The organism is Pseudomonas sp. MPB23, from assembly GCF_046605395.1.
In the GTDB taxonomy this organism is placed as follows: Bacteria; Pseudomonadota; Gammaproteobacteria; order Pseudomonadales; family Pseudomonadaceae; genus Aquipseudomonas.
Map to the genome: position 1 here is coordinate 5359902 of NZ_CP176771.1, position 12394 is coordinate 5372295.

Annotated in this window: 10 protein-coding genes; 4 read left to right on the forward strand and 6 right to left on the reverse strand. The window is 60.9% G+C overall.

What is annotated here, in order from left to right:
- Positions 1-118: 118 nt before the first annotated feature.
- The gene (locus ACLH0J_RS24145; RefSeq protein WP_411389365.1) at positions 119-1081 is read right to left on the reverse strand and encodes a zinc-binding dehydrogenase; all 963 of its coding nucleotides are present in this window, start codon (positions 1079-1081) and stop codon (positions 119-121) included.
- 139 nt (positions 1082-1220) lie between these two features.
- On the opposite strand from ACLH0J_RS24145, the gene ACLH0J_RS24150 reads away from it, so the two are divergent.
- Both ACLH0J_RS24150 and ACLH0J_RS24155 read left to right on the forward strand, forming a co-directional pair.
- Positions 1221-3302 (forward strand): carboxy terminal-processing peptidase, encoded by a 2082-nt coding sequence (locus tag ACLH0J_RS24150; RefSeq protein ID WP_411389366.1) that lies wholly within the window; start codon positions 1221-1223, stop codon positions 3300-3302.
- Positions 3303-3420: 118 nt separating this feature from the next.
- Positions 3421-5187, forward strand: coding sequence for a bifunctional diguanylate cyclase/phosphodiesterase (locus tag ACLH0J_RS24155; RefSeq protein ID WP_411389367.1), 1767 nt, complete (start codon positions 3421-3423; stop codon positions 5185-5187).
- Here the strand turns inward: ACLH0J_RS24155 and ACLH0J_RS24160 are convergent.
- From ACLH0J_RS24160 to ACLH0J_RS24175, 4 genes are all read right to left on the reverse strand, one after another.
- Positions 5184-5555, reverse strand: a complete 372-nt coding sequence (locus ACLH0J_RS24160) for a hypothetical protein (protein WP_005786715.1) — start codon at positions 5553-5555, stop codon at positions 5184-5186. The genes ACLH0J_RS24155 and ACLH0J_RS24160 overlap by 4 nt on opposite strands.
- Complete coding sequence (locus ACLH0J_RS24165; RefSeq protein WP_411389368.1) at positions 5552-5890, reverse strand: helix-turn-helix domain-containing protein; 339 nt, start codon at positions 5888-5890, stop codon at positions 5552-5554. The genes ACLH0J_RS24160 and ACLH0J_RS24165 overlap by 4 nt, the downstream gene beginning before the upstream one ends.
- Positions 5891-5985: 95 nt before the next feature.
- Positions 5986-6441, reverse strand: coding sequence for a YkvA family protein (locus ACLH0J_RS24170; protein ID WP_411389369.1), 456 nt, complete (start codon positions 6439-6441; stop codon positions 5986-5988).
- Between the two features lie 309 nt (positions 6442-6750).
- A complete protein-coding gene (locus ACLH0J_RS24175) occupies positions 6751-7482 on the reverse strand; it encodes an FKBP-type peptidyl-prolyl cis-trans isomerase (RefSeq protein ID WP_411389370.1) in 732 nt (243 codons plus the stop codon).
- A gap of 258 nt (positions 7483-7740) precedes the next feature.
- Here ACLH0J_RS24175 and ACLH0J_RS24180 point away from each other — a divergent pair, with 258 nt between their 5' ends.
- On the forward strand, positions 7741-9549 hold the full coding sequence (locus tag ACLH0J_RS24180; protein ID WP_411389371.1) for a di-heme-cytochrome C peroxidase: 1809 nt from the start codon (positions 7741-7743) through the stop codon (positions 9547-9549).
- A gap of 29 nt (positions 9550-9578) precedes the next feature.
- On the forward strand, positions 9579-10709 hold the full coding sequence (locus ACLH0J_RS24185; protein WP_411392885.1) for a catalase family protein: 1131 nt from the start codon (positions 9579-9581) through the stop codon (positions 10707-10709).
- A gap of 188 nt (positions 10710-10897) precedes the next feature.
- Here the strand turns inward: ACLH0J_RS24185 and mdtD are convergent, their stop codons facing one another.
- A complete protein-coding gene (gene mdtD, locus ACLH0J_RS24190; RefSeq protein WP_411389372.1) occupies positions 10898-12280 on the reverse strand; it encodes a multidrug transporter subunit MdtD in 1383 nt (460 codons plus the stop codon).
- Positions 12281-12394 lie beyond the last annotated feature (114 nt).

The following is a 12394-nucleotide window of genomic DNA, read 5'->3' on the forward strand; positions in this document are numbered from 1 at the left end:
CAATCAAATGTGTGTGTGGGGGGCTTGCTCCCGATGGCGATGTTTCAGATGAAATATTCTTCACTGATCCACCGCCATCGGGAGCAAGCCCCCACATCGACCGCATTCCAATCCGGGATCAGGTCAGAGTTTCGTCGATCACCAGCACCAACTTCCCGGAAATCTGGTTGCTCGCCAATACTTCAAACGCCGCATCGGCATCCTTGATCGGAAACGTCTCGGCCAGTTGCGGGCTCAAGCGCCCTTCGGCAAACAGTGGCCACACATGCAGGCCCAAGTCACTGAACAGGTCGGCCTTGAACTGATCATCGCGGCTGCGCAGGGTCGAGCCCAGCAGTTGCACACGCTTGCCGAGTACCTGCGCCAGGTCGAGCTGCGCCTCGCGACCGCCCATCAGGCCGATCAATACCCAACGACCGTCCAGCGCCAGCAACTTGAGGTCCAGCGCCGCATAGCTGCCGCCGACCGGATCGAGGATCACGTCGAACGGCCCAAAATCCCGTAGCCCGTCGATACCGTCGGTACGTACCACGCCGCCCTGGGCCCCCAAGGCCTCGCAATACGCCAGGCGCTCGGCCGAGCCGACACTGACCCAGCACGGGCTGCCAAACGCCTTGCACAACTGGATCGCCGCCGAGCCCACGCCACTGGCGCCGGCATGCAGCAGGACTTTTTCACCGGGCTTGAGGCCGGCCAACTGGAACAGATTGAGCCACGCCGTGCTGTAGACCTCAGGCAGCGCCGCCGCTTCAGTCAGTGACATACCTTCCGGTACCGGCAGCACGTGCCGTGCGTCCACCACCACCTCTTCGGCCATGCCACCGCCGGCCAGCAACGCACAGACGCGATCTCCCACCTGCCAGGACGAGCCGGCGCCCACCTCGCTGATCACCCCGGAACACTCCAGGCCAAGGATTTGGCTGGCGCCTGCCGGCGGTGGATACAGCCCCGCACGCTGTAATAAATCGGCGCGATTGAGGCCCGCAGCCGCCACGCGGATACGAACTTGACCTACATCACACGTAGGACTTGGCTCCTCAACCCACTCCACATGACCGTCAACGCCTTGCAATGCTTTCACAGTGCCTCCATAGTGAGTCTGGACTGAGCCCGTAGCAGCAGCTACCGGGCTTTTTGCATTATGCGACCGGCCCAAATGGAACCGGCGACTTCAAAGACGGCCTAATATGCGTTATCAATTGCCCCCGCGTCGAATCAGCATGAAGCATTTGTTCCCTAGCACCGCCCTTGCTCTTTTCATTGGTCTCGGCTTCGCGTCGATGTCGACCAATACGTTCGCAGCCAATAGCTGGGACAACCTTCAGCCTGATCGCGACGAGGTGATTGCCAGCCTGAACGTCGTGGAGTTGCTCAAGCGCCATCACTACAGCAAGCCGCCGCTGGACGACGCACGCTCGGTGATCATCTACGACAGCTACCTCAAGCTGCTGGACCCGTCGCGCAGCTACTTCCTGGCCAGCGATATCGCTGAGTTCGACAAGTGGAAGACCCAGTTCGACGACTTCCTCAAGAGCGGCGACCTGCAACCCGGCTTCACCATCTACAAGCGTTACCTGGACCGCGTCAAAGCGCGTCTGGACTTCGCCTTGGCCGAGCTGGACAAAGGCGTCGACAAGCTCGACTTCACCCAGAAGGAAACCCTTCTGGTGGACCGCAAGGACGCCCCTTGGCTGACCAGCACCGCCGCCCTCGACGACCTGTGGCGCAAACGCGTCAAGGACGAAGTGCTGCGCCTGAAGATCGCCGGCAAAGACCCCAAGGCCATCCAGGAGCTGTTGACCAAGCGCTACAAGAATCAGTTGGCGCGTCTGGATCAGACCCGTGCCGAAGATATCTTCCAGGCCTACATCAACACCTTCGCGATGTCCTACGACCCGCACACCAATTATCTGTCGCCAGATAACGCGGAAAATTTCGATATCAATATGAGTCTGTCGCTGGAAGGCATCGGTGCCGTCCTGCAAAGCGACAATGACCAGGTCAAGATCGTGCGCCTGGTGCCAGCAGGTCCGGCGGACAAGACCAAGCAGGTCGCTCCGGCCGACAAAATCATCGGTGTCGCCCAGGCCGACAAAGAAATGGTCGACGTGGTCGGCTGGCGCCTGGACGAAGTGGTCAAGCTGATCCGTGGGCCGAAAGGCAGCGTGGTGCGCCTGGAAGTGATTCCGCACACCAATGCGCCGAACGACCAGACCAGCAAGATCGTGTCCATCACCCGTGAAGCGGTGAAACTCGAAGACCAAGCCGTACAGAAGAAAGTCCTCAACCTCAAGCAGGATGGCAAGGACTACAAGCTGGGCGTGATTGAAATTCCGGCCTTCTACCTGGACTTCAAGGCGTTCCGTGCGGGCGATCCGGACTACAAGAGCACCACCCGCGACGTCAAGAAGATCCTGACAGAACTGCAGAAGGAAAAAGTCGACGGCGTGGTCATTGACCTGCGCAACAACGGCGGCGGTTCCCTGCAGGAAGCCACCGAGCTGACCAGCCTGTTTATCGACAAGGGCCCGACCGTACTGGTACGCAACGCTGATGGCCGCGTGGACGTGCTGGAAGACGAGAACCCGGGCGCTTTCTACAAAGGGCCGATGGCGCTGCTGGTCAACCGTCTGTCGGCTTCGGCTTCGGAGATTTTCGCCGGTGCCATGCAGGACTATCACCGTGCACTGATCATTGGCGGCCAGACCTTCGGCAAAGGCACCGTGCAGACCATTCAGCCGCTGAACCATGGCGAACTGAAACTGACCCTGGCCAAGTTCTACCGGGTTTCCGGGCAGAGCACCCAGCACCAGGGCGTGCTGCCGGATATCGATTTCCCGTCGGTCATCGACACCAAGGAAATCGGCGAAAGCGCCCTACCGGAAGCCATGCCGTGGGATACCATCCGTCCAGCGATCAAGCCTGCATCCGATCCGTTCAAGCCATTCCTGACGCAGTTGAAGGCTGACCACGATACCCGCTCCGCCAAGGATGCCGAGTTCGTATTCATCCGCGACAAACTGGCCCTGGCCAAGAAGCTGATGGAAGAAAAAACCGTCAGCCTCAATGAAGTCGACCGCCGCGCCCAACACACAGACATCGAAAACAAGCAACTTGCCCTGGAAAACATCCGCCGCAAGGCCAAGGGTGAAGATCCGCTCAAGGAGCTGAAGAAAGAGGATGAGGATGCGCTGCCAACCGAGGCGGATAAAACCAAGCCGGAGGACGACGCCTACCTGGCCGAGACGGGCCGGATTCTGCTGGACTACCTGAAAGTCACCAAACAGGTGGCCAAGCAGTAAATGATGGCGACTTAATGTGATCGCTCCTTGGAGTGTCATCATATAGACATCATTCTGTCGTGAAATGAAGGACCGCAGGCTTAACGCCAGCGGTCCTTTTTTTTCGATCGAGATCACCATGACCATGACCGAACAGCTGAATGCATTGGGCTCTATCCTGGCTCAAGGCAATTTGCACAGCCTGTTCCAACCGATCATCTGCCTCTCGGAACGACGCATCCTCGGCTACGAAGCCCTCAGCCGCGGTCCGTCCAACAGCCCGCTGCACTCCCCCGTCGCTCTGTTCGCCGTGGCCGGCCATGCCGGGCGCCTCAACGAGCTGGAAATGGCCTGCCGCGAAAGCGCGTGCCGACGTTTCAGTGACCAGAAGCTGCCGGGCAAGCTGTTTCTCAATATCTCGCCGCAATCCCTGATGGAGACCGCGCACCAACCGGGGCGCACCCTGCAATTACTGCGCGACTTCGGCATTCCGCCCAGCCAGGTGGTGATCGAACTCACCGAGCAGACGCCCACCAACGATTTCGATCTGCTGCAAACCGCCCTGCATCATTACCGCGACATGGGCTTCGCCATTGCACTCGATGATTTGGGGGCCGGCTATTCCAGCCTGCGTCTGTGGTCAGAGCTGCGCCCGGACTACGTGAAGATCGACCGGCACTTCATCGACGGTATTCATCAGGACGCGCTCAAGCGTGAGTTCGTCGGCTCGATCCTGCAGATCGCCAGGGCCTCCCGCGCCCAGGTGATTGCCGAGGGCATCGAACTGCCGGAAGAGTTGGCGGTGCTGACGGAGATGGGCGTCGACCTGGTCCAGGGCTACCTGCTCTGCCGCCCACAGGAAAAACCGCCCCAGGAAGCACGCCTGATGCTGCCTAAACCGGACAATGCCAACATCGCCCTCAGTGAGGAAGGCAGCGACCTCAGCGCACTGCTCAACGAACGCCCCGCCGTGGATCAAGACACCGCCACCGCCCAGGTGCTGGAGTCTTTCCGCCGCCAGGCCAACCTCAATTCCCTGGCGGTGCTGGATGGCCGTGGTCACCCGGTCGGCATCGTGCATCGGCATTCGTTGTCCGACGCCCTGCTCAAGCCCTTCGCCACCGACCTGTTCGCGCGCAAGCCCATCAGCCGGCTGATGAGCACGGATTTCCTCGCGGTGGAGCTCAGCCAGTCGTTGCAGCAAGTCAGCCGCCTGCTGACCAGTCGCGCCCGCCAGCGCATCGAAGAAGATTTCATCATCACACTCAACGGCGACTACCTGGGCCTGGGTCGCGTGATCGACGTGCTCAAGCTGATCACCGAGCTGAAAATCCAGCAGGCGCGCTACGCCAACCCGCTGACCCTGCTGCCGGGCAACGTGCCGATCCAGCAATGCCTCACGCGGTTATTGCAGCAACAACGCGAATCGGTGATTTGCTACGTGGATATCGACAGCTTCAAGCCGTTCAACGATATCTACGGCTATGGGCGTGGGGATGAGGTGTTGCTGTGCCTGGCCCAATGCCTGAACGACCGGGTCGACCCGAGCCGCGACTTTGTCGGGCACATTGGTGGCGATGACTTTTTGCTGGTGTTGGGGCCACTGGACTGGCGCAAGCGGCTCAACCAGTTACTGGATGATTTCCACACTCAGTGCCGCCGCTTCTACCGCGCCGAACATCTCGACGCAGGCTGCTTCGTGGCGTTGAACCGCCAGGGTGTGCGCCAGGAGTTTGCGTTGCTGTCACTGTCCATCGGTGTCGTGCACTTATATCCACAGGCCTGTGGACAACTTGATGCCAGCCAGTTGGCGGAGCTGGCGTCGCAGGCCAAGCACCACGCCAAGCATATGGCTGGTTACAGCATCCATGTGATCGACAGCATGGACGCGCTGGCCCAGCTTTAGGCCTCGGCGGATTCCGGGTACTCATATTCGAATACGCGCACCACTTCCGAGGCGTGCCAGGAAGCGGCAGCCACACCATCGGAGGGCCCGCTGAAACGCCCCAGACGCTCCACACACTCAAAGAAACCGGTACGCGGCAGACGGCTGGCCCCCTGGCTGATTACCAGGGAGCTGCGCAACGGCTGCTCGGCCTTGGCGTCCAGCGCCGCCAAGTGCTCCAGTGCGGCAGCCAGGGTTTGCATGGCCGGCGTGGGAAATTGCAGGCGTTCCAGCAGCGCACGGTAGGTCAGCAGATGGCGCTGGCGGCGCGCCTGGTCCAGTTCGTTAAGTAACCCATCCCAATGTTGACGGCTGATACGTAGGCTCAAGATTCATCCCTCCAACCTGCAACGCCCAATTCCCAGGCCAGGCTGCGGCGGATCGCGGCATCCGGCTGGCGCTCACCACTTTCGATCAATCCAAGATACGAGGGGCTGATCCCCACGGTACGGGCCAGGGTCTCGATCGCCAGGCCCTTGGCTTCGCGCAAGCCGCGCAGGTCTGCGAACGGGCGCAGGTCCTGATCGGGGGCGGCTTGGGCAGTCGTGACAGAAGATGGAGTCGGTTGTGGCTGACCGGCAGCTTTTAGCAGCGCCTGGTACTGATCCCATGGCAACACCGCATATTCGGGTTCGCCATTGCGTGAAATTATCTGAATATCCATGACTGCCCCGTAGGATAACAACACTTACTAAGTAATCCTTTTCCTTAGGAGTGTAATCCTAACAGCCACAAAGGTCGCAGGGGATAGGCGTGTCTTCAGTTTTTTTGCGGGTTTTCCTTGGCCAGCAAGGCTGGGGTCGCAGGCAGCCGCTCCACCACGGCAAGCTTTTCCGGGCGCTGCGCCTCGCGCCAGGCGCGAAAAGCGCTCAATTCGCCGTTCAGGCTCTTCATGACCCATGCCAGTACCGCGATGTCGTCGAGCATACCGAACACAGGGATAAAGTCCGGGATCGCATCGATCGGACTCAGGAAGTACATCAGCCCCGCCACCACCGAGATCAGCGCCTTGGGGCTGATCGCTCGATATTCACCCCGCCAATAGGCCAGACACAGGGCCTGGAGCAGCTTGAGATCATCCTTGAGCCCGCCCAGGCGATTGCCCTGGCTCGAGCCCTTGGCGGCAACAGCGAACAGCAAGGTCGGCAGACGCCCACGGCCCAGCAAGCGGGCAGCCATGGGCAGAAAGCGGGTGAAATTGAAGGGTGGTTTCATTCGTCACTCCAGTTCCAGGCGACATAAAAGGTTATCCACACAAATTGTGGATAACCTTGTGAACAGAGCCCGTTTTCAGGGCTGAAAGCCACGGATTACAAGGCGCCCAGTCAGATCGGGCGTTTTTTGCGCACATAAAAAAACCCAATATTTCATTGACTTGGCCCTGATGTGCGGATACCCACAGCCAAGTCTTGTATCTGACTGCCTCAGGTTCCAGGGGTTCGCTTGGATGTACGCCGGACGGACCGTCAGCCCCAGAAACAACAACGCCCCGTCGAGACGGGGCGTTGGGTGTTCAGGCGCCGATTACTTCTTGGCGGCTGGTGCGTCAGGGGCTTCAGCCTTGGCTGGGTCCTTGATGGCCAGCAGTTCCAGGTCGAATACCAGCACGGAGTTGGCTGGAATCGCCGGGCTCGGGCTCTGGGCACCGTAGGCCAGATCGGACGGGATGTACAACTCGATCTTCTCGCCAACGTGCATCAGTTGCAGGCCTTCGACCCAGCCTGGAATCACGCCGCTGACCGGCAGGTCAATCGGGCTACCGCGATCCACGGAGCTGTCGAAGGTGGTGCCGTTGGTGAGCTTGCCGGTGTAGTGGACAGTCACCACGTCAGTCGGCTTAGGCTGAGGGCCGTCGGCTTTCTTGGTGATCTTGTACTGCAGACCGGAAGCGGTAGTGACCACGCCGTCTTTCTTGGCATTGTCTTCGAGGAATTTCTTGCCGGCGGCTGCCGACTCTTCGCTCATCTTGGCCATGCGTTCTTCAGCACGCTTTTGCAGTGCGGCAAACGCTTCAACCAGTTCGTCGTCTTTGAGCTTCTGCTCTTTTTTGCCGACGGCATCTTCGATGCCCTGGGCTACTGCCTTGGAATCCAGGTCATCCATGCCTTCCTGGGCAAGGCTTTTGCCCATGTTCAGGCCGATACCGTAGGAAGCTTTCTGCGCCGGGGTTTTCAGCTCTACGCTGGTCTGCGAATCACAACCCGCAAGTACCAGGCTAACCAGGGCCACCGCCGCCGCCAACCGATGCTGTTTCATGCTATTTCCTTGTTCATGCGCCAAAAGGGCATTCGAATAAAGTCGCGAGCTTATCAGGCGGCCACGACCAATGGCTACCGGCATGTGAGCAGGAAACTTCGGATAAGTTCACGTGTTTAAACGCATTTTCATTCATGATGCAGACCCGCGACGGATCGTGGGACTGCCTGCTACCAGGCTCATGGCCACTTGCCGCACCCGTGGCGTGATGGCATAACAATCCAATCATCCGACAAGACCGAGACAAGGATAGCCATCTTGCGCATTTTTTCCCGTGTTTTACTGCTGGTCTTCGCCCTTTTGGCCCTATTGCTGGCCGTGGTGATCTATTACATCGTCAACCCCAAGCTGCCGGACTACGTTCCCGTGCAGCAGGTCCACTACCAGGACCAATGGAGTGCAGCCGACCGCCAGACCTACTACTTCACCCCCCAGGGAACCCAAGTGAAGGGCCTGCATTACGACTGGTTCACTGCACTTGAACTGCCGTTTTCCGATCAGCGCTTCGCCGCGCCCGAGTACCTGGCACGCTTCGGCTTCCTGGTCGACCCCAGGCAAGTGCCCACCGCGCAAAATCCCGGCAACCTGCCCGTGGGTTTCGCCCGCCACAAAAACGCCGGCAGCAACGTTGAATACCTGGATATCACCTGCGCCGCCTGCCATACCGGCGAGTTGCATTTCAACGGCCAGGCCCTGCGTATCGACGGCGGCTCGGCCCAGCACGTGCTGCCTTCCAGTGTCCCGACCCTGCGCGGTGGCAGCTTCGGCCAGGCCCTGGTCGCCAGCCTCGCCGCGACCTACTACAACCCCTGGAAATTCGAACGGTTTGCCCGCCAGGTCCTGGGGGACCGCTATGAGGCCGAGCACGGCCAACTGCGCCAGGACTTCAAGCAATCGCTGAACAGGTTCATCAAAGTCGCCTGGAACGACACCCACCGCGGCCTCTACCCCACCGAAGAAGGCCCGGGCCGTACCGACGCGTTTGGCCGGATTGCCAATGCCAGCTTTGGCGATGCCATTTCCCCGGACAACTACCGCATCGCCAATGCGCCGGTGGATTACCCCCAGCTGTGGGATATCTGGACCTTCGACTGGGTGCAGTGGAACGGCTCGGCCCAGCAGCCCATGGCGCGCAATATCGGCGAAGCCCTGGGCGTGGGCGCGACGTTGACGTTCTTCGACAGCGCCGGCCAACCGCTGCAGGGCGACGCGCGCTACCCCTCGAGCGTGCGGGTACGCGACCTCAATCTGATCGAAGAAACCCTGCAACGCCTCAAGCCGCCGGCCTGGCCCGAAGCGCTGTTCGGCACCATCGACAAGCCCCTCGCCGCCCAGGGCCGCGCACTGTTTGCCGAAAACTGCGCCGGCTGCCACGTGCCGACCGTCACCCAGGACAACGGCCGACCGGTGCAACAACTGAAGATGCTGCCCGTGGACTACATCGGCACCGACCCCGGCACTGCCAGCAACATTGCCGACCAGCGCTACGACCTCAGCGCCCTGCAGTGGGACCCGGCGGAACTGGCCAAACTCAATGTCGAACTGCACCCCACGCCGACCGAGCCCCTGGACCTGAAAAAAATGTCGGTGGCCAAGGGCCTGGCCTACGTCACCGCCTTCGTCGAAGACCACGCCTACCGCGCTGCCGGTGTCACCCCGGCCGAACGACCGCGCCTGGATGGCTATGGCCTGCCCATCGGCGTGCGCGAGCTGCGTGCCTACAAGGCCCGTCCATTGGCCGGCGTGTGGGCCACGCCGCCGTTCCTGCACAACGGCTCGGTGCCAACGATCTACCAGTTGCTCTCGCCCCAGGACGAACGCAGCACCACCTTCTATAAAGGCACCTTCGACTACGATCCGCGCCACCTGGGCTTCGAGACCGCAGCGTTCAAGAATGCCTTCCTGTTCGACACCAAAATCACCGGCAACCACAACAGCGGCCACGAATTCCGTGCCGGCCAGCGTGGCAATGGCGTCATCGGCCGCGGCTTGCTGCCGCAGGAACGCTGGGCGCTGCTGGAATACCTCAAAGTGCTGGGCGGCCCCCTGGAGCAACAATTGCCATGATTTTCCGATCGAACCACCACGAACGCTCCCTGCTCGCCCGACTCTGGCTGCGTCTCGGCGCGTTTCTCGGCAAGACCTTGTTGTGGGTGGCCGGCCTTGGCCTACTCGGCTGGCTGGCCGCCACCGCCTGGTATGCCTGGCAGCACAGCGGCCCGGTGTCGCCGGACGAGCAGATCCCGGCGGGTGAAACGGCGATGACCCAAGGCATTATCCAGACCGCCGTGCGCATCGTTGACCAGCATCGCGAAGGCACGCGCTACCTGCGTGACGCCCACGCCAAGGCCCATGGTTGCGTGAAGGCCGAAGTCAGTGTGTTGCCAGACCTTGACCCGGCGTTGCGCCAGGGTGTGTTCGCCGAGCCGGGCAAAACCTGGCAGGCGCTGATGCGACTGTCCAACGGCAACGCCTACCCGCAGTTCGACAGCATCCGCGACGCCCGCGGCATGGCGCTCAAGCTGCTGGACGTACCGGGCAAACAGCTACTGGCGGACCAGCAATCGCGCACGGAACAGGACTTCGTGATGTTCAGCCACCCGAACTTCTTTGTCAGCGATGTGGCGGAGTACGCACAGAACATCGGCGCTCAAGCCGACGGCAAGAAAGTCCTGGCGTTCTTCCCCAAGGCCGACCCGCGCAGTTGGCAGGTCCGTCACCTGTTCATCGCCCTGGCGACCCTGGCCCCCGCGCCAGCCAGCCCGACCCAGACCACCTACTTTTCGGTATCGCCCTACAAGTTCGGCACGGCCAACGCCAAGTTCCGCGTCGCCCCCGACCCGCAAAGTTGCCCGGAATACGTACTGCCCACACAGAACCAGAACCTGCCGAACTTCCTGCGCAGCGCCCTCAACCAGCAATTGTCCACCGACCGCGTGCCGGCGTGTTTCGCACTGCAGATCCAACGGCAAAACCCGCAGAAGTTCATGCCGATCGAAGACACCAGCATCGAATGGAAGGAAAGCGATGCGCCGTATGAAACCGTGGCCAGGGTGAAGATCCCCCCTCAGGATTTCGACACCCCGGCGTTGAACCTGGCGTGCGATAACCAGTCATTCAACCCATGGTTCGGGCTGGAGGCGCATCGCCCCATCGGCGGGATCAACCGGTTGCGCAAAGCGGTGTACGAAGCCGTCAGCGATTACCGGCACAGTCGTAATTTGTGACGCAGAGGGAGCCGTGCATATGGCGTATAGGCGGCAAGCACTGGAGTGTGAACCCGGTGCAGCCGCAGTGCGTCGCCACCGAATTGCAGGAGGGCTAACGGTTGGCGGGGTGTGAGCAAGCGTTCGGCGACGAATTCTTCTACGCCATGCAGGCCGCCGATCCGCAGCCCGCGCGTTGCCAAACACCCCTAAACCTTGCGCGGCAACCGAAGGAACAGCAGCGTTGAGATGATGGTCAGCGTGCCAAGGCAGAGATAGGCCATCGAGAAGCCCCCCATGACACTCGGTTGTGCCAACGCCCCATCACCCGGATTGAATACCACCAACAATGCACCGGCCATCGAAACGGCCAGGCCGGCCGACAGTTGGGTGACGACCGACATCAAGCTGGTGCCGCCGCTGGCCTGGCGATCGTTCAGTTCGATCAGGGTCACGGTGCCCATGGCCGTGAACTGGATGTAGTTGGCGACACCAATCATCGCCAGCAAAACGATGATCAACCACAACGCTGTCTGCGACCCGACCAGTGCCATGCTGCAAATCAGCCCGCCCTGAACCAACGTATTGCAACCGAGCACCGTCCGAAAACCGAAACGCCGGATCACCCCGCTGATAAACGGTTTGGTGGCCATCCCGGACAAGGTCAGAGGAATCATGCTCATCCCCGCGACCGAAGGTGAATGGCCAAGCCCCACTTGCATCATCAATGGCGTCAGGAACGGCATCGCCCCACTGCCCAAACGGGACATCAGACTGCCGCTCACCCCCACCGAAAAACTGCGCACGTGAAACAGGGATAGCGCAAACAACGGATGCTGGCTGTGTGCGGCGTGCAGCACATACAGCAGCAACGCGCCCACCGCCAAAGCGAGCAACACGCCTGTAGCCTGCAGCGAATCATGGGACAGTCTTTCGATCCCCAGGATGATGGACAGGGTAAATGCGCCGAACAGCATGAAGCCGACCCCATCGAAGCGCGTGGCCAGGACCGGGCGAAGATTGGGCATCAATCGATGGGCCGCGTAGGCCCCAAGCAGACCGATGGGCAGGTTAATGACAAAGATCCAGCGCCAACTGGCGTATTCCACCAGCCAACCGCCAAGCGTCGGCCCTGTCAGTTGGCCGATCAGTCCGGGAAAGGTGACAAAACTCATGACCCGTATCAGGTCGCTGCGCGGGTAGGCACGCAACACCACCAGACGTCCGACGGGCATCATCAGCGCGCCGCCCAGGGCCTGGATGACGCGTGCGCTGATCAGCGCTTGCAGGGTCTCGACCTGGGTACACAGCAACGAGCCGAAGCAGAACAACATGATCGCGGCGTAGAAAATCCTGCGGGTACCGAAGCGGTCGGCCAGCCAGCCCGAGGCCGGGATCACGATGGCCACGGTGATGAGATAGGCGATCAGCACCCCATGCATGCGCAGCGGGCTTTCTCCCAGATCGACGGCCATTATCGGCAATGCGGTGTTGAGAATAGTGCCGTCCAGCGTTTGCATGAAAAACGCTACCGCCACCAGCCAGGGCAGCAAGCGTGCCGTGCGCGGATCGAGTACAACCTGTGAAGTCACACATCACCTTCGCGTGGAGGATTGCCAGAGGTCAAAATGAAACAGGCCACGCAGCATCAGCATGACGTGGCCTGCGAGCAGCGTCCGGCGACATGGACGTCGTCGGACAAAGCG

Excerpts from the sequence above, each read along its gene's own strand:
- ACLH0J_RS24165 (WP_411389368.1), bottom strand. The coding sequence starts at position 5,890 with ATGGATATTCAGATAATTTCACGCAATGGCGAACCCGAATATGCGGTG.
- ACLH0J_RS24155 (WP_411389367.1), top strand. The coding sequence starts at position 3,421 with ATGACCATGACCGAACAGCTGAATGCATTGGGCTCTATCCTGGCTCAA.
- ACLH0J_RS24170 (WP_411389369.1), bottom strand. The coding sequence starts at position 6,441 with ATGAAACCACCCTTCAATTTCACCCGCTTTCTGCCCATGGCTGCCCGC.
- ACLH0J_RS24150 (WP_411389366.1), top strand. The coding sequence starts at position 1,221 with ATGAAGCATTTGTTCCCTAGCACCGCCCTTGCTCTTTTCATTGGTCTC.
- ACLH0J_RS24175 (WP_411389370.1), bottom strand. The coding sequence starts at position 7,482 with ATGAAACAGCATCGGTTGGCGGCGGCGGTGGCCCTGGTTAGCCTGGTA.